Raw genomic sequence first — 22958 nt, 5'->3', positions numbered from 1 at the left:
ACCCCCGTTGAGGTCGTGGATTTTATCATTCATTCTGTTGATGATGTGTTGCGGAATGAATTTGGCAAAAGCTTGGGGTCACGGGGTGTTTCTATCCTTGATCCTTTCACCGGAACGGGTACTTTTATCACGCGGCTGTTACAATCAGATCTCATCAAACCAGAGGATATGGAATATAAATTCCGTCATGATATTCATGCCAATGAAATTGTTTTGCTTGCCTATTACATAGCAGCGATTAACATTGAATCGACTTATCATAGTTTGATGAAAGGTGAGTATATTCCCTTTAAGCATATTGGTTTGACTGATACGTTTCAGATGCTTGAAGAGAAGAACCTGCTACAGGAATTATTTAAAGAAAACAGTGAATATTTAGAACATCAGAAAAATCTAAACATCAAAGTTATCTTTGGTAACCCTCCTTATTCAACAGGTCAAAGAAGTGAGAATGATAATAATCCGAATACATCTTACCCCATATTAGATGAACGTATCCGTGAAAAATATATATTGAAATCAACAAAAATTATAAATCGGAACAAACTTTATGATAGTTATATCCGTGCCATTCGTTGGGCTAGTGACCGTATTGATAATGCTGGGGTAATCGGCTTTGTCACAAATGCAAGCTTTATCAATGGAAGTTCTATGGATGGTTTACGCAAGTGCCTTGTTGAAGAATTTAGCAGCCTTTATATTTTCCATTTGCGGGGAAATGCGCGGACTTCTGGAGAACAACGTAAGAAAGAAAGTGGTGGGATTTTTGGTGAAGGCTCTCGTGCCCCTATAGCTATCTCTATTCTCGTAAAAAATCCAAATTCACAACAGCATGGCAAGATATATTTTCGTGATATTGGAGACTATCTCAATAGAGAAGAAAAGCTCACGATAATTGAAAAATTTAGGAGCATTGATGGCATTACACGAAGCAAAAAAGGTTGGCAAATAATTACACCAGATAAACATGGTGATTGGATAAAGCAAAGAGTTGCTGATTTTGATCAATTCATACCTATGGGGAATAGGAATACCCCAATAGATGCTAAGTTATTTGAGGAAGTATCGCTTGGTATAAAATCAACTCGTGATTCTTGGGTTTGTAATTTTTCGAATAACGCACTAAGTACCTCTATTCAAAAAACGATTAAATTTTTTAATGAACAAAAACGTCTTGTTAGTGAAAACCCATCTATATCTGTAAAAAATATTATTGATTATGATGCTACCAAAATTAGTTGGACGGATACTCTTATTTCTCGTTTAAAACGGGGAGATGATGCAATCTTTGAACCCCATCTAACAGTTCCTGCTCTCTATAGTCCGTTTGTAACAATGTGGCATTATACATCATCATTTCTTAATGACATGTTAGGACAAACACATCAGTTTTTTAATCCAGATATGCCTGATAATCTTGGGATTTGTGTTTCGGGCATAGGAAATCGATCAGATTTTTCATGTCTCATGACAAATAAACCAATTAACTATGCTACATTAGAAACAGCAAGATGCTATCCGCTTCTATTATGTTCTAATTATAAAAAAACTCACGACCATAGCTTATTTACTACAGATGCACAAAAGAAAGTTCGTGATGCCATTACTGATGAGGGGCTAGCGCATTTTAAAGCTGCTTATCCTAATGAGACTATAACAAAAGAAGACATCTTTTATTACGTTTACGGTCTTTTACATTCGGAAGATTATCGTGCCCGTTATGCGGATAATTTATGTAAAGAATTGCCTCGTATTCCTTGTGTTAAAAGTGCTGGTGATTTTTGGAAATTTGTAACAGCAGGGCGTGAATTGGGTCATTTGCACGTGAATTATGAAGATGTAGAGCCTTATCCAGTAACCTTTAAAAAGGGTAATCCAAAATTAACAAAGATCTCTAATCCCGAAAAATTCTATTATGTAACTGAAATGAAATTCGCAAAAGCAGCTAAAGAGAAAGGAAAATCCGAAAAGGATAAATCAACTGTTATTTATAATAACAATATTACCATAACAGATATCCCTCTTGAAGCTTATGAGTATATCGTAAATGGTAGACCCGCTCTTGAATGGGTTATGGAGCGTCAATGCGTTAAGACTGATAAAAAGAGTGGTATTGTGAATGATGCTAATCGCTATGCTGTTGAAACCGTTGGCAACCCTGCTTACCCATTGGAGTTGTTTCAAAGGGTTATTACCGTAAGTTTAGAGACAATGAAAATCGTAAAAAACTTACCAAATTTGGTATTAAGAGAAACTGAATAGACTTGCCATGCTCACATGATAGGTATGTTAACTTTATAAGGGGTATAGGGTACTCTATACCTCTCTTGTTAAGTTGCTTACATAAAATCTTCTTTACTATGACGGATAACAAAATAAAGTTAAGAGAATAGGATTTAGCAACATTCCTCTTAATTATTGCAAATCAAAGATTCTTTTAGTGGAGTTTTTTTGCCATACCTGCTGTCCAAAAGGTTTTGAATTTTAAAAAAGTTGATTTGAGGCTACAATGTAGCTACATTATAATAAAAACTATGAATGGAGGTACCAATCATGAAAACCGATTCTGTTGTTCGTGCTCGCATTCCTGCTGAAATGAAAAAACAAGCGATGATTACTTTAGAACGTATGGGATTAAGTGCATCAGATCTTATCCGCATAACATTTTTGCGTGTCGCTGAAGAAGGTTGTTTGCCTTTTGATCTTAAAGTACCTAATAGTGTTACACGTAAAGCTATAAAGGAATTAGATGAAGGTAAAGGTAAGACATTTAAAAACGCTGATGCCCTTTTTAAGGACTTAGGCATTTAATATGCTAATACCCGTCCGCTCAAGACAATTTAAACGTGATGTGCGCAAAGCGGAAAAACGCGGTAAAAATATGAATAAGCTGCGTACACTATTGAGTCTTCTAATTGAGGAAAAGCCATTACCAAGACATTACTGTGATCATCCACTAAAAGGCGATTGGATAGGATATCATGATATTCATATCGAACCAGATTGGCTGCTTATTTATAGAATAGAAGGAGATAAATTACATCTTATTCGTACAGGAACTCATTCTGACCTTTTCAAAGACTAATTATATGAAAAGTTAAAAATACTCTAACTTTTCTCTACATAATTAGATTTTTTTTACATTTAAAAGATTATATCGTAATCTAAAATGATAACTTTATCCTTTTCAAAAGTTTTGTTTAAAGAGGGTTATATGTATTCATTTTGCTTATAGGTTTTGAAAGTTCCTAAAACTCTCAAAACCCCTTCAAAACCCTCTTAAATGTATACTATAGATTGTATTTACATGTTATATTTAACATAGGCTGTTTCTTTAAAACATTAACATATTGAAATATAATAACTTTTATTTTTTGATTGAAAAAAATATATAAAGGGGCGTAAAAGGAACCCTCAAAACCTTCAAAACCCTCTAAACTCATAACTATAATGATCTTGATAGCACTTCTTATGAATTACAAGCTATCTTTTGAAAGGTTTTAAAGGATCATATGCTTTTCATAAAGCACATTTTAATCACTCACTAAAATCATAAGGTTATCTATTAAAAAGAACTGATTAAAATTCATAAAAGGGATTTTGATAACGTAATCAGTTTTTACTTTCATATGCTTTTCATAAGACACGCTTTAATCACTCACTAAAAATATAACTTTATCTTTTAAAAAGAACTAATCAAAATGATAAAAGCCTATTAAAAGGGATTTTGCTAATCTCTATAATTATCAATCTCTCTTTAGATATTTTCATAACAGGCAATAAATCACAATTATCCTATTTATCGTTTCTCTTATGAAAATGAAAAATGATGCCATGGCTATAAAGCATATAACAGTTATAAAGAATGCGTAAAAACAGTAGCTTTGTTTGAATAAAGCAAAAATGCAAATTAATGCATTGGTTATAAGAGCGCGGTGCCTATTAAGATAATTCAAATGATAAATGCGTTATAAACAAATTTCACAAAAAAATTAAAATTCATTTAGTAAAAAAACAGATAGGTTATAAAGATAAAAATACGCATTATGAGAGCGTTTCTAAATATTATAAATGTATAGATTCAGAAAATACGCAATCGTTTCACAAAGCCCGTAATATAGCTTTAAAAGCACATAAATATAAAAGAAGCAATTAATAGGCATAAGATATTATCAATACATAACGTATTTAAAAAATATAAAAAAATATCAAAAAAGATAAAATATTATTTGACAATAAATACGTATTTTGTTATACAAATACTCAAGTGATGAAAACACTAAAACTACTAGCGAAAAGGTTACGATACAGCCTTTCCAAAGTCTTTAAAAACTGGCTATCTTTTATGCTTTAATTAGCATATATGATGACTTTGTCGGGTGTGGTCATGCTATATAAAACCTTTATAGGGAAAGCATGCCGACGGACTAGTAGCCGTGTTTTCAACGCCCGGCGCCTTTATAGCGCGTCAATTGAAAACTTTGTAAACTACTAGGAAATATTCCAATGAAAAAATACGAATTTACTAATGAAAATCATACTTTTGAAGGGATTACTGTATATCGCATTCGTGCTCTAAGAGATTTTGATGATATTAAAGCGGGGGACCTCGGCGGCTTTATTGAAAATGAAAGTAACTTATCCCATGATGGGAATTGCTGGGTTTACGATAATGCTACCGTTTTTTGCAATGCCGTCGTTTCTGAGAATGCAAAAATACGTCATGATGCCATTATTGCTAGAGAAGCTAAAATTTATGGGAATGCCGTGATTGATGATAAGGCATGGGTATTTGGTAAAGATGCTAGCATTTATGACAATGCAAAAATTAGTAACAATGCTAGGGTTTGTGGGTATGTTTATGGTAATGCCATGGTTTGTGATCATGTTAATGTTTCTCCTAGTGCACATATTTATGATAATGCGCGTGTATATGAAAATGCCCATGTGAGTGGCTTTGTCTATGGGAATTCCCATGTCTATGGTAAATCACGCATTTATGGGGGGGCGTGTATTTATGGCAATGCGCATGTTTTTTGTAATGCTTGGATTAAGAGTTTTGCAAGTATTTATGATGATGCCAAGGTTTCTGGCTCGGCGCGTGTGGGGTCCTTTGCAAGAATTTATGAAAATGCCAAGGTTTATGGGAAGTCTAATATTGATCATAATGTAAAAATTTATGGGAATGCCGTGGTTAATAGCCATTCAAAAATTCGTAATGATATCTGTGATGATAATCAGTCACTAAAAGACGCTGCGTAAATAACGGCGCGGGCGCGGCGGGGGCGCCCCTCTTTAAACATTTCATTCTAAAATTCAAATCTTTTTATAAAGGAATTGTGCTATGCAAAAAAAGTTTGCACTCACAAATGAGACACGTGTATTTAATAATCAAACTCTTTATCGCATTTAAATGAGACAAGATATAATGTGTAAAAAAATAATAAAATCAATGAATTAAAATTTTTAATTTAATTCAATCCGCCTTTTAATCCACCTTTTTTATACGTGATTCAATATTTAATCGATCATTTTTTATAGAAAATAGCCATGTATGAATAGATCATAAAAAGCAAATCATGATGTAAATATTATAACGCATGTAAACGTTCAAATGAAATGAAAAGCAGTTATCATTTTTATCATAAGAATGAATTATAAAATTTTCTTATGGTTTTATCTAGAATTTGTTTTGGTAGCTTTGTTTGTAAAATCTTTACCATATTGAAAATATTTTCCTTTTAATATAGCTTTCGCTTACTCATGCTTTTTAAGAAATATGAGTCGTTACAATAAAAGGAGACATAATGGCAAAAAAATAAAAACCCAACTGCGGAAACAGAAGGGCTTTTAAAAATATCCGTACAATACTACGTACAATACGGTGAATTAAATTAAACAGTAATTCTCAATTTAATTTATCGTGATACATTCTGCAAGAGAAATTTTGTAGAAACGGGATATTTTTAACGTTTTTTTTGCCTCCAATAGAGAGGTTTTAAAATTATGGTTAATAAAGTTTCCAGAAGAAAGTTAGGGGCGCATCATATAGAATATAGAGAATTAGCTGAAACTGCTGAAATGGGTTCGGTAAGTCGTGGTCAATTGATTGGTCTGGTTAACAAATTAGAGAGGGCTGGGCTAATTAAAGAGACAGAAGCAAAACTTCTCTTGACTTTATTGCGTACAGCTTCGATAGCTTCCTTTGAAAAAGGTGGGGTACCTATCGTTTTTAAAAGCAATTACTGTCTGAGTAAGGAAATTTCTCGGAGTGAATCACGCGTGAGTATATTGCTTTCACGCCTTTATGATGGTGGTTTCGTTGTCATGCGAGTCTAACGCGCTCTATAAGCGATAAAATTGATTTTACTTAAAACCAATCAAACACTAGAAAGTAAATATTGGATACCCAATCCATCTTGAAAACAAATAATATCCAAATCAACGAGTTTTCTAAATCAACAGTTTTTAATGTATCAAAAAGTGTTTACACACTGTTTTCCATTCAATAAAAATAATTTTAAGTACATGAGACGACATCCAAAATTGCACAGATGAATGACCTTTCCCCTCATGGTAGAAAACTTGTAATGCATTGATTTAACGTGGTTAATTTAATCATTTTACCTTCTCTACATAAGCAGCCAATGCAATATTTAATCAAAACAATCACACCAGCAATAACAGTCTAACATTGCACTCTTCAAAATGATACAATACAATAACTTATGCTTTCTTTTTTAAGATGCCTCAACGAGAGAAAATAAGTAAAAAAATAAAAATCTATGTTTTACAAATTATCAGAAGATACCGTATTGATAACAACACAAATAGAACTAAAACATCTCTTATATCCAGAGTACCATTTTACATAACAAAATGACTTTCATGGTGCATAATCCAATATGAGCTCCTTATGACTTTGACCATAGCAAATAGAGCCTTTCCCTATATCGTAAAGAACCTCAATGAAATAATCAAAGAAAACTCCGTATTTCACGAACACAGATAAGCTTTTAAAATGAACAAATACGTTAATGATGAAATAAATACATCACTCTATACAGCTGTAGCAACCGTCGACGTCAGTGCCATTGTTTCCAATTATATCACTTTAGCCAAACGTGTATCTCCAACACAATGTTCAGCAGTTGTAAAAGCAAATGCTTATGGATTAGGAGCTCACAAAATTGCTCCTGCCCTTTATCAAGCTGGTTGTCGCACTTTTTTTGTTGCCCAAATCAGAGAAGCACTCCAATTAAAAAGCACTTTACCATCAAATGTCACGATTTCTCTTCTGAATGGACTCCCACACTCAGCAGAAGAGTTTGTCGCACAATCTGGTATTGTTCCTGTTCTAAATTCTTGGAATGCCATTGAAAATTGGCAAAAAATTTGTCAAAAAAAAGATAAAAAATTTCCAGCAATTGTTCAAATCGATACCCATATGAACCGATTAGGACTGGATCAAAAAGAATTACAAAAACTCATCAAACACCCTACAATTTTCGAAAAAGCAGAAATAAAATATATTCTTAGTCACCTTTCTAACGGAGAAGATGATACTCACCCATCAAATTATGCCCAATTAACTTCTTTCAAAACTGCTCTTACGCAATTGCCAACCTGCAGAGCTTCCTTTGCCAATTCAGGAGGCATTTTTCTGGGATCAAATTTTTATTTTGATCTTGTTCGCCCCGGTATTGCACTTTACGGAGTCGCCCCCCAAGAAAAACACACATCCCTTCTAAAACCTGTTTTAAAACTTGAAGCCCAAGTTCTTCAAAACCGTGTTGTTGATGTAGGCACACCTGTTGGTTATGGAGAAAGCTTTATAACGAACAGACCAAGTACTCTTGCAACCATTTCTATTGGCTATGCAGATGGCTGGCTCCGTGCTCTTTCAAATAAAGGAGCAGTTTACTTCAATGGACACAAACTGCCCATGGTTGGACGCGTTTCTATGGATTCCATTATTGTAGATACGACCGATCTTGATCAAAAACCTCAAACAGGTGACTGGGTAGAACTCATTGGCCCCCATCAAACACTTGAAAAAGTATCTATAGATGCCAACACCCTTCCCAATGAAATTCTAACGTCTCTTGGACCACGCTATAAATACATTTACACATAAAGACACTATTAAAGAAATAAACTGAATAAAAATCATTATGTTAGAAATTTAGGGAGGCTCTTACGAAAGATTTTACCACAATCAATCGCATAGAATGATCATAGACACCGTACATTCACAGAAATCTCAAAATAGACACATTGATGGATTGTTTTAGAGAAGAGGCTTACACTCAAAATACAAAAACTTAGCCTTTCTTTCATAAATGAACGAAAAAGAATATATTGCCAATTTTTTAAAATTAATAGCCCAATTAAGCCAAACTGTTAATTGGCAATTCGACATATCGAATAACAGTACTAAATATCGTAAACTTCTTTTATTTCAGCCTTATATAATGAAGCAATCAAAATCATTCGCTTGCATACCACAACCTAGACTATGTGTAGATAAAAATGATTTAAGAAAAGAATAATGCTTCTAATGAACCGCCTCAAATACCAAAGGCTGTAAGCAGCACCCACAAACTGGCAAAGTGTATGATAGTGCCAACTTCCTTCTTCATAGAGCATAAAGATTGGGGAGCTCTCAATAGATTTATCGTTGTACCATTCACAAGCGCCATCGCGAAATGGGATTGGGAGCGAAATGTCTCTTTAAAACAAACACGTGAATTAACAACACAAGAATATTCTTTTTGGAGCGTTCTGTTTCACATGAGGATCGTGCCCCCACTAAAAAACACAATAAATAAAAATATGGAGCAATGTGTAATCCCCATTATTTAAAAAACATTGCTTTAAATGCTTTTGAAAGCCGTAAAGCTGAATTAAAAGGAGATGTCAAACTGAGGATTGAGTTTTACCTTTACGGCTTTACATTTTCCCAAAATGAGATTGTCTTCCAGTTTCAAAGGTTACGTCAACAGAAATACGCAATCCCCTCGCCCTCATCTGACAGACAAAAGCTGGAACGACTCATAAAGCTCTTTTTTTCTCAATCTCTGACTCAAAACATGTGGCTGCATTAAGTTTGGATGTTGATTTACAGGCAACAGCTAAAGCACACGGGCTCTTAGGAAAACAGTGCCGTAAAGTTACAAACTGACCTGCAATGAAGTGGAAAGATGTGCTGGCTTTTTATAAGACACCTTGTAAAAAACACCCATAATACATTTGACTTTGCGTTTTCTCATTCTAACAGGTGTTCTTACATATTTTTGCGTCATATTTACAAAAAGCAGATTAAAGAGAAATATTTAGACAATTCTTGACTCGAAAAGATGCAACAACAGAGTTTCGCGTGTCTTTATCATCAAAAACACTAAAATTGATTTTATTCTTTCTACAACCGGTTGTCGTCACCCTAGTGAGAAGGAGTATATCACAACACATGCAACAGACGTGACCTATCCCCCGTAGGTTTCGCTCTCGTTTATATGAATTAGCTGGCTAGACCAATGCCGCCTAGTCACTAAAACCATGTCATACGGTAGAAAGCAAAAGAGAGCATGCCTATTGCCGACAAAACACAGCTTTTTTGTCGACTTTTTCGATTTTTCTCATGTTATAAAAAAACAATGCAAAGTTCTAGAAAATAGACAAATAACACCATAGCAACATGATCAATAAACATAAAACCCACACAAAATGTGTGGGCTTTTTTCGTTCATGCAAATAAACAAATTAAATATATATTTTTTATTTAATAGGTGTTTCCCAATGGCGGGCACGAACAAATGAGCATTCTGTCTCCCGCGACATTATCAATACGCGATACAGGAGGCCAATATTTATTAGCTGGATCAAGAGAACTGTTGGGAAAAGCAGCTTCTTGTCGCGAATAGGGTCGCACCCAAGCATCATCTAAAGTATCTGCCACTGTATGAGGGGCATTCACCAATGGATTATTGTCTTTTGGCCAAACCCCATTCCCAACTTTTTTGGCTTCTTCAGCAATAGAGAGTAAAGCATCACAAAAACGATCAATCTCTGCTTTTGGTTCTGATTCCGTTGGCTCAATCATCAAAGTTCCCGGAACCGGAAACGACATCGTGGGCGCATGGAATCCATAATCAATGAGACGTTTTGCAATATCATCAACACTCACCCCATACTGCTCTTTCAACACGCGTGTATCCACAATACATTCGTGCGCAACACGTCCATGCTTGCCCCGATAAAGAATGGAATAAGCGGCTGAAAGACGTGCAGCAATATAATTGGCATTTAAAATGGCTATTTGTGTTGCATATTTTAAGCCATCAGCCCCCATCATTCGAATATACATCCATGTAATCGCAAGAATAGACGCACTTCCATAAGGAGCAGCCGAAACCGCATGCGTTGTCCCATCTTGTTCATGACCTGGTACGAATGGTTTGAGATGCGCAGCAACTCCAATTGGTCCCATACCAGGACCACCACCACCATGAGGAATAGCAAATGTTTTATGAAGATTCATATGACAAACATCAGCGCCAATATCCGCAGGACGAGCAAGCCCCACAAGGGCATTGAGATTAGCACCATCAAAATAAACTTGTCCGCCATTTTCATGAATAATAGAACAAATTTCCTTAATGCTTTCCTCGTAAACACCATGGGTTGAAGGATAAGTAATCATAAAAGCAGCCAATTTATCTTTATGCAATTGCGCTTTCATCTTGAGATCGTCTACATCAACATCACCATCGCTTAAACATTTTACCACAACGACTTCCATCCCTGCCATATGGGCCGAAGCTGGATTGGTACCATGCGCAGATGCAGGAATAAGACAAACTGTACGTTGATGTTCTCCTCGTGATTGGTAATATCGTCGGATAGCCAAAAGCCCAGCATATTCCCCTTGAGCACCAGAATTTGGCTGAAAAGAAACTTGTGCAAATCCTGTAATTTCACACAACCACGCATTTAACTGGTTGATCATCTCCAAATAACCCGCTGCATCCTCTTGTGAAACAAAGGGGTGTATATTGGCCATGCTCGCCCAGCTTACAGGCATCAATTCAGCCGCGGCATTAAGCTTCATTGTACAAGAACCAAGAGGGATCATAGCACGGTCCAGTGCCAAATCCTTATCCGCCAAACGACGCAAAAAGCGCATCATATCTGTCTCTGAATGAACCGCATGAAAAAAAGGCTGAGAAAGAAAAGCAGCATCCCGTTTTTTTCCAAAGAGTCGTGGAGAAACCTTATCAACGAGCTGTGCCCCAAAAAGCTGCGCTAAAGCACCAGCATCTTCTTCTGTCGATAATTCATCAAAATTGATTGCAATAGTGTCATCATCGAGAACACGAATAAGGCGCCCACCTATTTTGGCTTGATGCGCAATTTCTTGCGCTTTTCCCTTAACAGAAATACTCACACAATCAAAAAAGCTCTTCCCTTCAACATGAACCCCTGCTGCTTCTAAACCAGCAACAAAACGACATGTTAAATGATGAATTCGCTGCGCAATTTCTTGTAAGCCTTTTGGCCCATGCCAAACAGCATAAGCGGTTGCCATATTAGCCAACAAAGCCTGCGCTGTACAAATATTTGACGTCGCTTTATCGCGCCGAATATGTTGTTCACGTGTTTGCAAAGCTAAACGAAAACCAACGCGTCCTTTGGTATCCACGGATTGACCAACAATACGCCCTGGAATAAGACGCGTTAATGCATCACTCACAGCAAGGTAACCAGCATGTGGACCACCAAATCCCATCGGAACGCCATAACGCTGCATAGAGCCAACAACGATATCTGCCCCCCATTGAGCCGGTGGCTCCTGAAGGGTAAGCGCTAAAGGATCAGCCACAACGATAACGAAAGCTCCCTTTTCCTTTGCCTCTTTTATGATCTCACTGTAATCATGAAAAGAACCTTTTGTATCTGGCCAAGATAAAACAATTGCCGCTGTATCAGAATCAATTTCGCCATTTTGGCTAATCTGAATCCCTTGTGTTTCAGCACGCGTTTGCGCAACACTCAAAGTCTGAGGATGTAAAAGACTCTGAAGAGAAATTTTTGTTTTTTTCTCACGGAAAAAGCGAAAAGCGAGGGCATTGGCTTCAGCTAAAGCAGTTGCTTCATCAAGAAGGGAAGCAGCAGCAACAGGCAAACCTGTTAGTTCACTAACCAATGTCTGAAAATAAAACAAAAGCTCTAAACGACCCTGGCTAATTTCTGCTTGATAAGGCGTATAAGCAGTATACCAAGCAGGATTTTCAAACAGATTTCGTAAAATAACCGGAGGCACATAAGTTCCATGATATCCTTGCCCAATAAAACTTTTGTGCACATGGTTACGCTCCATCATCTTGGAGAGTTCTTCCAAGGCTTGTCCTTCACTAGCAGCCTCAGGAAGATTCAGTGAACGTCCCAAATGGATAGAGTGTGGAACAGCTTGAGAAATGAGTGTCTCAACACAATCAAGCTCTAAAACATCAAGCATTTTTTGTGTTTCATCAGGACGCAGCCCAATATGTCGAGAAGAAAAAGAACGCTCGATCATGGTACTCATCCAATCAAAGCCTTATAAGCATCTTTATCTAACAACCCCTCCAGTTGTGTCTCATCCTGCAATGTCATTTTCCATAACCAGCCTTCTGTTTCGGGTTTCTGGTTTACCAGTTCAGGATTATCAGCCAAGGCTTCATTTATTTCGACCACTTCACCATCAAGAGGAGCATAAACATCTGAAGCCGCCTTCACTGATTCCACAACAGCCGCTGCCTCTCCTTTGGAGAGTTTTGTCCCACTTTGTGGTAAATCAACAAAAACCAAATCCCCTAATTGCTCTTGCGCATAATGCGTAACCCCAACAGTCACCACTTGTCCTTCAACGCTAAGCCATTCATGGTCTTGTGTAAAATAAGTTTTAGACATAAAAAATCATCCTTTAAAATAACGTTGTTCAACAAAGGGAAGTGAATGAACTGATAATACAATCTTTTTGCCTCGCAGTTCTGTAAAGACTTGTGTCCCTTCAACTTTAAAATCAACAGGAACGTAACCCATCGCGACAGGTCCCTCAAAAGAAGGACCAAAACCACCTGATGTCACAACGCCAATCTCATTACCTTGATCATCAAGAAGCAGCGCACCGGCACGAATAGGTTGGCGCGTTTGCGGTTTTAATCCAACACGACAACGAGCAGGTCCTTTTTGCAGTGCTTCAAGAAAAGCCTTCGCACCATAAAATTGTGCTTTTTCTCGAACACTTTTAGGAACAGCCCATGTTAAAGCCGCATCAATAGGTGTCGTATTAGGAGTAATATCATTTCCATGCAAACACAGCCCTGCTTCCAACCGCAAGCTATCTCGTGCGGCCAGTCCAATCCACTCAACCCGAGAATCACTCAGCAATTTTTCAGCCAACATATGCGCATGCCCTATAGGCAAAGCAATTTCAAAACCATCCTCTCCCGTATAACCAGAACGCGTTATAAACCAATCCTGTTGTGGTTCGAATCCTTGCATAAAGAACAATTCATTCCCTGGTAAATCGGCATCAGCAAGAACAGCTGCCGCTTCAGGACCTTGAAGAGCAAGCAATACCCTTTCAAGGGCAATCACTTGACATTCAAAATCAACAGCACGCTTTTCCAATTCTACAAAATCAGCCTGTGCATTCCCAGCATTGGCAACCAACATAAAACGGCCCTCTTCCAAACGGGTAATGATAAGATCATCAAGAATACCAGCCTGCTCATTAAGCAAATAATTATACCGTGAATGTCCAATCTTTAAAGCTGCGGCATCAATAGGAAAAGCATAGGACAAAAATTCCACAGCTTGTGCCCCTTCAACCGCAATCAATTTCATATGAGAAATATCAAAAAGTCCTGCATGCGCACGCGTATGAAGATGCTCTTTTAAAACGCCAAGAGGATAAGTTAAAGGCATGTTCCAACCCGCAAAAGCACCAAATTTTGCTCCTGCTTTTTCATGCAAATCATATAAAGGAAGTGTTTTTAAAAAAGATGTTTCTTGTGCTGTGCCCATAGTAACTCCAAAGCTGCGCTAACGCCCACAGAATATGGCCGTCTCTGCCCCCTCTGTCATCAACCTGAGAGACTCGCGAAAAGATCTTTCGCTTACACCTTCGGCGCGGGTTTTCCCGACTTTCCAGATCTGCCTTCTTCCTTTTACGGTCCTTAAAGCCTGAGAGATTATGGGCTATTTCCCCTTCGGCGGCAATGCGAAAATTTGCAATTTGCACTCTCCCGCAAAAGAATGAAAGAAACGATAACGCTCTTTCCAGCATATTTTAACCTATAGCCTATCTTTATCACACTGTCATTAGTAAAGTGATGAAAATGTTCTCATTTTAAAACTTGCATAAGCAGCTTCAAAAGATTTATAATAGTATCTTTTTGAACCTTAAAAAATTGCAAGGAACACATTTTAGGAAAATTAAGACAAAAATCAAAAGCCATAAACAAAAATACCTCTTGAAAATCATGCAAAACGTCACACACTAAAAAGATCGCAAAGCAATATTCTTTCTCGCGCAGTTCAACCTTAAAGATAGGGTTTCATATTCTTTTTTAGAATTAAGGACTTCAAGTATTTTATAAGTATGATTTTAATGCACAAGAAGTGGGTTTTCTGCTTTCTCAATAATGTTATAAATTGCGACTATCTACAGACTAAAACTACCGAACAAAGGTGACAAAATACTCATGAAAGCTGGTAATATCTCTTACAATTGCGAAAATGATCTTCCAAAGCAAATTGCTCTTTTTCCTTTAGAAGGTGCACTCTTACTACCCGGTGGTTTTTTATCACTCAACATTTTTGAACCAGAATCACTTGAAATGATTGAAAATGTTATGGTAACTGATCGTCTATTGGGCATTATTCAACCACTTTCATCGGATACAAATCGCTTCTCTACACAACTTTATAAAACAGGCTGTATAGGGCGCATTACAAACTACAGTGAAACAGGAAATGGGCAACTGTTTATTATCTTACAAGGTGTTTGCCGCTTCACCTTAGAACAAGAATTGAAAAACACAAAGTCCTATCGAACAGCTCTCATCCAATCAAACATAAAAGACTTACAAGAATTTGATATTGAAGAAAGCATTAATCGAGAAAGCTTACTCGACGTTGTTGAAAAATATCTGACCATCCATGAAATGGAATATAATTGGAGCAGCATCATAGAAGCCCCTACGCCTATATTGGTTAATGCTTTTTCAGCCCTTATCCCCTTTACACCAGCAGAAAAACAAGCTCTCCTTGAAGCTCCAGATATCGAAAGCCGTGCTCAAACTCTTCTTGCATTAACAGAACGCTCGCTCATGAAACAAACAGGAACAGATTACCGCTTAAACTAATGAATGTCCAAACATGAAAAAAATGACCACAGATCCCAAAATGCTCGAATTGCTCGTCTGCCCAATGACGAAAGGCACGCTCTCTTTCAACCGAAAAACACAAGAGCTCATTTCTCTCAAAGCCAAACTTGCCTATCCTATTCGTGATGGCGTTCCCATTATGCTTGCCTCAGAAGCGCGCCCTTTGCAAAACAATGAAGAAATAACGCATAAAAAATAAAAAATCCTCATGCAATTTCCCTCTACAAGCCCACTGTTATCAATCCTCTATCAATATGATATCTCAATATTTACGATTTCTGAAAAAAGAGTTTTACAATATAGCAATACACTGATTTAAAAGATATTTATATCGCTTTACATCTTGTAATAAAAGCCAAAAATATCATCAGATTCTCTCATTTTAAACGTGTTCTATATTGAATCAATCAAAATCTCTTGTTTGCACATTACAAGCAAAGTTGGCGTGTGAGTAAAAATGTACAAAAAGGCATACCTCTTATTGAATCGTCTCACATACCAAAAGCTGTAACGACATTGTGTGCTGGAAAAATGTATAATGGTGCTCACTTGTTCTTTTATTAAACGTAAATATGTGAGTATCCAACGGCTTTCCACTCACATAACTCACTTAAACAAAAGGCTTTCCAAACAAGCCTAAAAATATTCCCACACACTAAAAAAACACTTAAATATATCGAAAAAGCTTAAAGATCTTATACCACCATACTCCAAATACTGATATTTTATAGCATAATAGAATTAAAGTAAAAAATAGACACGAAAAAAAATATATATAACTTTCATAAAAATTTATTTATATAATGGATTACTTAAGTTTATTCTGTTGTGCCATAAATTCTATCATATAAGATATGAGGGCATGAAGCACGCATACCTCCTTAAAACATTCAAATGTTTTTTAGATACCCAATATCTTTTAAAATATTTTTTAAGCTTGCTTGTTAAGCCTTTAGTTTAAGTGAAAAATGGGAAGCCACTAGAATCTAGCTGTTTACAGACTGTAATAGGAAGCTTCGCTTTTAAAGGCATAGGGAGAAAATTAAATAATTCAACAATTAATAGATAAAGTATTAAAAGATTCCACAAACGCGATAGGTAATACCATCCTCAAAAAATTCAAAAGTGAGAAGGTAAACAATTGACAGAAGATAAGAAATTCACTTAATTAAAGTGTTTTCTAAAGAGATAATAGTTTAGCGTAAAATATTCAATTTTTTCAATTCTGAAAGATTAAAAAAGACGTATCATTTGAAATAAAACAATTTATTGTACTAACGATGATGATTGGTGTGCATAAAATTGAGTTGTTGAAAATCAAAAATATAATTTAATGATGTTCCTTGACCAACTCACTCTCTCCTGAGTATAGCACGGGGAATAAACTTGGAGAGACATGAGGAGTATATAGAAAATGAGTTTTAAAGTTGCAATTGTCGGCGCAACCGGAAATGTTGGTCGTGAAATGCTTACAATTTTAGAAGAACGAGGTTTTCCTGCCCATGAAATTGTCCCTCTAGCATCACGACGTTCATTAGGACAAGAAGTTTCTTATGGAGATAAAACTTTAAAAGTAAAAGCACTAGATACTTATGATTTTTCTGACACAGATTTTTGTCTTATGTCTGCAGGAGGGAGCATTTCCAAAGAATACGCCCCTAAAATCGCTGCTGCTGGCTGTGTCGTCATCGATAATTCCTCCACATGGCGCTATGATGCCAATGTTCCGTTGATCGTCCCTGAAGTCAATGGCGAAGCTATAAATGCCTTTTCTAAGCGTAATATTATAGCAAATCCTAATTGTTCAACAATTCAACTGGTCTTAGCTTTAAAACCTCTCCATGATGCTGCAATCATTAAACGTGTTGTTGTCTCTACATATCAATCGGTTTCTGGAGCTGGTAAAGCAGGGATGGACGAACTTTTCGAACAATCACGCGCAGTTTTTGTTGCTGACCCAATTACATCAAAAAAATTCACTAAACGCATTGCCTTTAATGTCATTCCTCATATCGATGTTTTTATGGAAGATGGTTACACAAAAGAAGAATGGAAAATGACGGTCGAGACGAAGAAAATTCTCGATCCAAAAATTAAATTAACGGCCACTGCTGTTCGGGTCCCTGTCTTTATCGGTCATGCCGAAGCCGTCCATGTTGAATTTGAAAAACCACTAAGCGCATCTGAAGCACAAGCGCTCCTACGCGATGCACCCGGCTGTCAGCTTATCGATAAACACGAAGATGGTGGCTATACCACCCCTTATGAATGTACCGGAGAAGATGATACCTTTATTAGTCGTGTTCGTGAAGATATCACCGTTGAAAATGGTTTAGCTTTCTGGGTTGTCGCCGATAATTTAAGAAAAGGAGCAGCATTGAATGCCGTTCAAATTGCTGAATTGCTCATTTCTCGTAATTTGATAAAGCCTAAGTCGGCAAATTAACGCCCTGTCCGAAAGGACAAAGAGCCCTAGCCGGTCTGTCAAAAGTCCGGCTTTTTAATATCTTCCATCTAACACCATCTTGAAAGGGTATTATTTCGAAGCGTTGGCAAATTCTACCCTGAATATTCTTAGCTCTCTCTCCCTTAAAAAAGGAAAATCTCTCTACACCGATATGAACACAATCGCATTTTTGAAGGAGTTTGCACCAATGACCACCTTGATCCCGCTTTACGGAACACCAGGATCAACAGCATAAAGCATTTTCTGCTTCATGCTGCTGATCCTTTTTGTCATTCCGGTTGTGAAATTAACTTTACCCTTATCGAGCAGGATAGGTCACAACACGGTAACGTGTTTCATTCCGTTCAAAATTTTTGTAATTGACATTATCAGGAAAGAAGGGATTATAAGCATTCACGTGTTTTACAGAAACGCCTTGTGCTTTTGGCGACGGATTTAAAATTGTTCGTTCATCCCTTTTTTTAACACCTGTAGAATCGATAATCATATCTGTTCTGTATAGTTTTTGCATATTTTTCCGTGTTTTTTGCATCGCCGGAAGAGCTTTAAAGTTGGAAACAGCCTGTTTTACTTTTTCTTTTGGCGATTTTACCATGAAGTTTGATTTTACAGGCATCTTTTTAAAAGCAATGGTAGGAACATCGTTAACATTGACGTAACGTGCAGATGCCCAACCAACTTTTCCGTGATAACCAAGGGAACACCAAGCTTTATTGGATAGGCAGCCATAAATTTGCACTTTTGCTCCCATTGGAACCATTGTGATAACTTTATAAGCTGTCGCAGGACCTGTGCGTAAAGATAGCTGACCTGATGCAACACGAGCAACTGTTCCTGTAATGGTTCCAGCTTCCGCGTGAAAAGCAGTCACAGCCACCCCTGACGCTCCCAAAGCCCATAAAATCATTGTTGTTGATAAAAGTTTCTTTCTTAACATTATTTTTCTTCCTCTCTAAAATATGTGAAGGACAAAAATTCGCCTTTGCAAAAGTTTGCCGCGTTTAAATCCAATGATCATCACCTTTATTCCCCCCAAAAAGCCCCTATAACAGTGCAATAAAATCTCTCTTTATCGCCTACACGAACACGGACTTTTGATCTTGATTGCGCAGTATGTTCTTCATGAATTTACGGCTAAAGCATCATCTGATTGTCCGGTTCTTCAACCAATCGTCCCTTAAAGAAGTTTTTTAAGTGTCATTGGTTCCCTCAATAAATGATTGCAATAAAAGAATTAATTGCCTGAGTTTCTATGAACAAATGATGATCAGCCCCCAAAACAACTAAAATAGAAGGAAAAATAATACTCTTTTAAAAATAAAAGTGATTGAATATTCTCTAAAGCTTGTATAACTTTAAATCTGCCTAAAAAAATACAGAGTATATTGAAACTTCCCTCAAAAAATCTCCTGTAAAAGAAAGTTAAAAGCACATGACATTAAATTTTTTTTCTCGTAGTCGGGTTATAGGATTATTCCTCTCTCTCTTTGCTCTTTTTTTATCTACGGTTTTTGTCATGGCTACAGACAAATCAAAAATCAAACTTGGTATTATGGAGGGGCGGGATGCGATTATTTGGAAAACTGCTGCTGAACAGGCTAAAAAAGTCGGTTTAGATATTGAACTCGTTTATTTTTCTGATTACGCTTTGCCTAATGACGCTGTTAACGCAGGAGAGATCGATGCGAATGCTTTTCAGCACGCCCCTTATCTTAATGAACAAATGAAACAACGTGGCTATAAACTTTCAATTGTCGGCTATACATTTATTGCTCCAATCGGTGTTTATTCACACAAAATAAAAGACTTAAAAGATCTTCGTGATGGTGCACATGTTGGTATTCCGAACGACCCATCTAATGGTGGAAGAGCCTTACTTCTTCTCAATTCTTTAGGTCTCATTAAATTAAAAGATCCTCATAATATTCTTGCATCTCCACTTGATATTATCGAAAATCCTAAAAACCTGCAAATTCGTGAGCTCGATGCCGGTATGTTAGGGCGAGCTATTGACGATTTTGATCTTGCAATTATAAACACAAACTGGGCTATTGTTTCTGGATTAAGTTTTGAAAAAGATGTGGTTGCATGGGAGAGCGCAAAAAATAACCCTTATGATAATATCATCGTTGTACGCACGAGCGAAAAAGATGAACCATGGGTTAAAAAATTAGTTGCCGCTTACAACAACGATCTTATCCGTGCAAAAATCAAAGAGATTTTTGGCAATACCGCCCAAACATCTTGGTAATTGTGCCAAATATCTGAGTAATTGTGAATGGAAAAACCTACTCTTATCTCCTTAAAAAACATCAGCCGTTGTTTTAACAAAGCGGCTGGTGTTCCGGTAATTAATAATCTCTCTTTAAATATCCATGCAGGTGAAATCCTTGGCATTATTGGGCGCAGTGGAGCAGGAAAATCAACACTTATCCGCTGTTTAAATGGGTTAGAGAAGATTGATGCAGGGTCCATTTTTTTTGAAGGTGTTGATATTTCCAATCTATCAGAGATAGAATGGGCGCCTTACCGTCAACGAATTGGGATGATTTTTCAACATTTCAATCTTCTCTCATCGCAAAATATTCTTGATAACATTGCATTGCCGCTTAAATTAAGTGGTGTAAGTAAAAAACAACGCCACAAACGTGCCCTTGAACTGATTGAATTGGTTGGGTTATCTGGGAAAGAATATTGCTATCCGGCACAATTGTCAGGGGGGCAAAAACAACGCGTTGGCATTGCTCGTGCGCTCGCTGCTAATCCTAAAATATTGTTATCAGATGAAGCCACCTCTGCTCTTGACCCTGAAACAACACAATCTATTCTAGAGCTCCTTGCTGATATTAATAAACACCTCAATCTCACGATTGTGCTCATCACCCATGAAATGGAAGTTGTGCGCACCATAGCGCATCGCGTTGTTGTTCTTAATCAGGGAAACATTGTAGAAGAAGGACGTGTGAAAGACATCTTTACATCACCGCAAGACGATACAACCATCGCCATGCTCAAGCTTGTCACCCCGCAACTTCCTGAAAAATTTGCGAAAAATCTCAAACCAATCGGACGAGAAGCTGTCATTGAAATTAATATTGCCGGTGAAATTGCCCAGCAGCCTTTTCTTCATCTTCTAGAAAATGAGAGTGGTTTAAAAGCACGTATTTTGCATGGTGGCATTGATACAGTTCAAGATGAAACCATCGGGAGACTCTTCTTGGCTCTTCCTGGAGAAGATAAAGAAGCTTTAGAAAAAGCTGTTCAATGGTTAACAAAAAAAGGACGATATTGTGAGGTCTTAGGCTATGTTTAATGTTCTGTCTCATGAACTTCCCCAAGCTGTTATTGATACAATATTGATGACACTTAGTGCTTCTGTTATGGCATTTATTATAGGGCTTCCCCTTGGTCTTCTTCTTCACACAACAGCACGTGGGGGGATTTTTTCCTCATCTCTCATCAATCGCCCTTTAAGTATGATCATTGACAGTATTCGTGCTATTCCCTTTATCATTCTTGCATTTTATCTTCTGCCCATAACACGTATCGTTGTAGGAAGAGGGATAGGAATGCCTGCTGTAATTTTTATACTGACCATTTCAGCTATCCCTTTTTATGCACGCATGGCAGAACTCTCTTTTAAAACCGTTGAAAACGGTCTTATTGAAGCGATCCGCTCTATGGGTGCAAGTCGTCTTCAAATTATCAGACATGTTCTTATTCCTGAAGCTCTCCCTAGCCTGATTACAGGTTTTACAGTCATGGTCATTTCTCTGATAGGAGCCACCTCACTTGCTGGATATCTTGGTGGAGGCGGTTTAGGGGATATGGCAATCCGCTATGGCTACCAACGCTATAATACCTTCATCATGACCATTGTTATCCTCCTTTTGATCATGCTCAATATTATAACCCAATGGACTTCTGATAAAATCGTACAAAAACTTGATAAAACAAAATGTTGAAAAAATCAGCATTTCACATGCCAGTACCATTATCTTCTTTTCCCCTTCCCAAATGCAACACTCCTTGGCTATCGAGCACACATAAAAGCCAAGCACTTTTTCTTTTTTCTTAAACAGTTTTATCCCCATAAGCCCTGTTTTATAACAGGCAAGCCAATAGTTTTAATGGATTCAATATAAAAGGACATGAAATAAGAAATCTTGCAATATTCGAGCTTCTCTCCCAATATAGCAATGATCAATTAATATGTTGACCACGACCTGCTCTCAGCATAGCAACAAACTGTCGAAATGATCTAAGAGGCATAGCAACCTGCTCTGGCTATCAACGCTATGATAGCTCCACCATATCTATCATCCTATAGATTATTCTCAATATTATTATTGAAGAAACTTCTAATAGAGTTGTATAAAATTTTATAAAATAAAGCACTCAACTAATCTAGATATTGGAAGGCAATCTAGATATTGGAAGGTTTTTCTTCCACAACAGCAACAATAAGCCATTGAGCTGTAAGAGCTGGTTTTTTTAACTTTTCAACTTCCACACTAACCCCATAATGGAAAACCACGCGACCAGAAGGGCGAATTTCTGCATCGTCTAACACAAAACGTGCACGTATCCGTACCCCTGTTTTTACAGGACTCATGAAGCGTACTTTATTGAAACCATAATTAATCCCCATTGTGGTCCCTTCCAACTCAGGAAGAGCCTCATAAGCAAGCGTAGATAAAAGCGATAATGTTAAAAAACCATGAGCAATCGTGCCACCAAAAGGTGTTTGTTTAGCCTTTTCCTCATCAACGTGTATCCATTGATGATCATCTGTAGCGCATGCAAACTGATTAATCATATCCTGTGTAACAAGACGCCATCCCGATAATCCCACTTCTTTCCCAATAAAACTGGTAACATCTTGTATTGCTATTTTTTGCTGCATAACGCTATTCCTATTTATTTGATAAAAACAACCACCCCTCTTGCTTTTATAAAATCCATTGATTAGAGCATCAAGAATAAAAGATTAATTGTCTTAAAAACAAATGCACCTTATGAATAAGAAAACTCTTTTAGCAGAATAGTTTTCAAAT

17 protein-coding genes and 1 riboswitch are annotated in these 22958 nt (G+C 37.0%); of the genes, 12 read left to right on the top strand and 5 right to left on the bottom strand.

What is annotated here, in order from left to right; all coding sequences use genetic code 11:
* The 6 genes from ACFIKI_RS06785 to alr all read left to right on the top strand — a co-directional run.
* On the top strand, positions 1-2262 hold a 2262-nt coding region (locus ACFIKI_RS06785; protein ID WP_375666466.1), incomplete at its 5' end, for a type ISP restriction/modification enzyme.
* Positions 2263-2553: 291 nt separating this feature from the next.
* Positions 2554-2811, top strand: coding sequence for a type II toxin-antitoxin system RelB/DinJ family antitoxin (locus ACFIKI_RS06780; RefSeq protein WP_012230893.1), 258 nt, complete (start codon positions 2554-2556; stop codon positions 2809-2811).
* 1 nt (position 2812) lies between these two features.
* The gene (locus tag ACFIKI_RS06775; RefSeq protein ID WP_375666464.1) at positions 2813-3085 is read left to right on the top strand and encodes a type II toxin-antitoxin system YafQ family toxin; all 273 of its coding nucleotides are present in this window, start codon (positions 2813-2815) and stop codon (positions 3083-3085) included.
* 1421 nt (positions 3086-4506) lie between these two features.
* Positions 4507-5262: a hypothetical protein gene (locus ACFIKI_RS06770; protein ID WP_375666463.1), complete on the top strand. Its 756-nt coding sequence runs from the start codon at positions 4507-4509 to the stop codon at positions 5260-5262.
* Positions 5263-6006: 744 nt separating this feature from the next.
* Positions 6007-6339: a helix-turn-helix domain-containing protein gene (locus tag ACFIKI_RS06765; RefSeq protein ID WP_375666462.1), complete on the top strand. Its 333-nt coding sequence runs from the start codon at positions 6007-6009 to the stop codon at positions 6337-6339.
* A 682-nt stretch (positions 6340-7021) separates the two neighbouring features.
* Positions 7022-8137 carry an alanine racemase gene (alr, locus tag ACFIKI_RS06760; RefSeq protein ID WP_375623899.1) on the top strand — a complete coding sequence of 372 codons (1116 nt, stop codon included), beginning with the start codon at positions 7022-7024 and terminating at the stop codon, positions 8135-8137.
* Positions 8138-9781: 1644 nt separating this feature from the next.
* Here the strand turns inward: alr and gcvP are convergent.
* The 3 genes from gcvP to gcvT are packed head-to-tail and all read right to left on the bottom strand — an operon-like array spanning position 9782 to position 14070.
* Positions 9782-12577, bottom strand: a complete 2796-nt coding sequence (gene gcvP / locus ACFIKI_RS06755) for an aminomethyl-transferring glycine dehydrogenase (RefSeq protein WP_375666468.1) — start codon at positions 12575-12577, stop codon at positions 9782-9784.
* A gap of 5 nt (positions 12578-12582) precedes the next feature.
* Positions 12583-12951, bottom strand: coding sequence for a glycine cleavage system protein GcvH (gene gcvH, locus ACFIKI_RS06750; protein ID WP_375616693.1), 369 nt, complete (start codon positions 12949-12951; stop codon positions 12583-12585).
* 6 nt (positions 12952-12957) lie between these two features.
* Positions 12958-14070 carry a glycine cleavage system aminomethyltransferase GcvT gene (gene gcvT / locus ACFIKI_RS06745; RefSeq protein WP_375666460.1) on the bottom strand — a complete coding sequence of 371 codons (1113 nt, stop codon included), beginning with the start codon at positions 14068-14070 and terminating at the stop codon, positions 12958-12960.
* A 136-nt stretch (positions 14071-14206) separates the two neighbouring features.
* Positions 14207-14304, bottom strand: a riboswitch (glycine riboswitch).
* A 446-nt stretch (positions 14305-14750) separates the two neighbouring features.
* On the opposite strand from gcvT, the gene ACFIKI_RS06740 reads away from it, so the two are divergent.
* From ACFIKI_RS06740 to ACFIKI_RS06730, 3 genes are all read left to right on the top strand, one after another.
* Positions 14751-15413 carry an LON peptidase substrate-binding domain-containing protein gene (locus ACFIKI_RS06740; RefSeq protein ID WP_375666459.1) on the top strand — a complete coding sequence of 221 codons (663 nt, stop codon included), beginning with the start codon at positions 14751-14753 and terminating at the stop codon, positions 15411-15413.
* A 13-nt stretch (positions 15414-15426) separates the two neighbouring features.
* The gene (locus ACFIKI_RS06735; RefSeq protein ID WP_273791466.1) at positions 15427-15633 is read left to right on the top strand and encodes a Trm112 family protein; all 207 of its coding nucleotides are present in this window, start codon (positions 15427-15429) and stop codon (positions 15631-15633) included.
* Positions 15634-16848: 1215 nt separating this feature from the next.
* On the top strand, positions 16849-17880 hold the full coding sequence (locus ACFIKI_RS06730) for an aspartate-semialdehyde dehydrogenase (protein ID WP_375666457.1): 1032 nt from the start codon (positions 16849-16851) through the stop codon (positions 17878-17880).
* Between the two features lie 319 nt (positions 17881-18199).
* Here the strand turns inward: ACFIKI_RS06730 and ACFIKI_RS06725 are convergent, their stop codons facing one another.
* Positions 18200-18838 carry an SH3 domain-containing protein gene (locus tag ACFIKI_RS06725; RefSeq protein WP_375666456.1) on the bottom strand — a complete coding sequence of 213 codons (639 nt, stop codon included), beginning with the start codon at positions 18836-18838 and terminating at the stop codon, positions 18200-18202.
* A gap of 495 nt (positions 18839-19333) precedes the next feature.
* Between ACFIKI_RS06725 and ACFIKI_RS06720 the strand changes: the two genes are divergently transcribed.
* From ACFIKI_RS06720 to ACFIKI_RS06710, 3 genes are read left to right on the top strand one after another with little or no spacing between them, the layout of a single operon-like run.
* Entirely contained in the window at positions 19334-20152 is an 819-nt protein-coding gene (locus ACFIKI_RS06720; protein ID WP_375666455.1) for a MetQ/NlpA family ABC transporter substrate-binding protein, read from the top strand.
* A gap of 27 nt (positions 20153-20179) precedes the next feature.
* Positions 20180-21214 carry a methionine ABC transporter ATP-binding protein gene (locus ACFIKI_RS06715; protein ID WP_375666454.1) on the top strand — a complete coding sequence of 345 codons (1035 nt, stop codon included), beginning with the start codon at positions 20180-20182 and terminating at the stop codon, positions 21212-21214.
* On the top strand, positions 21207-21866 hold the full coding sequence (locus ACFIKI_RS06710) for a methionine ABC transporter permease (protein WP_375623886.1): 660 nt from the start codon (positions 21207-21209) through the stop codon (positions 21864-21866). The genes ACFIKI_RS06715 and ACFIKI_RS06710 overlap by 8 nt, the downstream gene beginning before the upstream one ends.
* Positions 21867-22327: 461 nt before the next feature.
* On the opposite strand, the gene ACFIKI_RS06705 is transcribed toward ACFIKI_RS06710, so the two are convergent.
* The gene (locus ACFIKI_RS06705; protein WP_375666453.1) at positions 22328-22807 is read right to left on the bottom strand and encodes a MaoC family dehydratase; all 480 of its coding nucleotides are present in this window, start codon (positions 22805-22807) and stop codon (positions 22328-22330) included.
* Positions 22808-22958 lie beyond the last annotated feature (151 nt).

The organism is Bartonella sp. TT121SHDZB, assembly GCF_042193415.1.
Lineage (GTDB): Bacteria > Pseudomonadota > Alphaproteobacteria > Rhizobiales > Rhizobiaceae > Bartonella.
This window is presented reverse-complemented; position numbering and strand designations above follow the sequence as displayed.

What these genes read in the sequence shown, in the direction of transcription:
- ACFIKI_RS06765 (WP_375666462.1), top strand. Translation starts at nt 6,007, where the DNA reads ATGGTTAATAAAGTTTCCAGAAGAAAGTTAGGGGCGCATCATATAGAA.
- ACFIKI_RS06780 (WP_012230893.1), top strand. Translation starts at nt 2,554, where the DNA reads ATGAAAACCGATTCTGTTGTTCGTGCTCGCATTCCTGCTGAAATGAAA.
- ACFIKI_RS06730 (WP_375666457.1), top strand. Translation starts at nt 16,849, where the DNA reads ATGAGTTTTAAAGTTGCAATTGTCGGCGCAACCGGAAATGTTGGTCGT.
- ACFIKI_RS06735 (WP_273791466.1), top strand. Translation starts at nt 15,427, where the DNA reads ATGAAAAAAATGACCACAGATCCCAAAATGCTCGAATTGCTCGTCTGC.
- ACFIKI_RS06775 (WP_375666464.1), top strand. Translation starts at nt 2,813, where the DNA reads ATGCTAATACCCGTCCGCTCAAGACAATTTAAACGTGATGTGCGCAAA.
- ACFIKI_RS06725 (WP_375666456.1), bottom strand. Translation starts at nt 18,838, where the DNA reads ATGTTAAGAAAGAAACTTTTATCAACAACAATGATTTTATGGGCTTTG.
- gcvT (WP_375666460.1), bottom strand. Translation starts at nt 14,070, where the DNA reads ATGGGCACAGCACAAGAAACATCTTTTTTAAAAACACTTCCTTTATAT.
- ACFIKI_RS06770 (WP_375666463.1), top strand. Translation starts at nt 4,507, where the DNA reads ATGAAAAAATACGAATTTACTAATGAAAATCATACTTTTGAAGGGATT.
- gcvH (WP_375616693.1), bottom strand. Translation starts at nt 12,951, where the DNA reads ATGTCTAAAACTTATTTTACACAAGACCATGAATGGCTTAGCGTTGAA.
- ACFIKI_RS06705 (WP_375666453.1), bottom strand. Translation starts at nt 22,807, where the DNA reads ATGCAGCAAAAAATAGCAATACAAGATGTTACCAGTTTTATTGGGAAA.
- ACFIKI_RS06710 (WP_375623886.1), top strand. Translation starts at nt 21,207, where the DNA reads ATGTTTAATGTTCTGTCTCATGAACTTCCCCAAGCTGTTATTGATACA.
- ACFIKI_RS06715 (WP_375666454.1), top strand. Translation starts at nt 20,180, where the DNA reads ATGGAAAAACCTACTCTTATCTCCTTAAAAAACATCAGCCGTTGTTTT.
- alr (WP_375623899.1), top strand. Translation starts at nt 7,022, where the DNA reads ATGAACAAATACGTTAATGATGAAATAAATACATCACTCTATACAGCT.
- ACFIKI_RS06740 (WP_375666459.1), top strand. Translation starts at nt 14,751, where the DNA reads ATGAAAGCTGGTAATATCTCTTACAATTGCGAAAATGATCTTCCAAAG.
- ACFIKI_RS06720 (WP_375666455.1), top strand. Translation starts at nt 19,334, where the DNA reads ATGACATTAAATTTTTTTTCTCGTAGTCGGGTTATAGGATTATTCCTC.
- gcvP (WP_375666468.1), bottom strand. Translation starts at nt 12,577, where the DNA reads ATGATCGAGCGTTCTTTTTCTTCTCGACATATTGGGCTGCGTCCTGAT.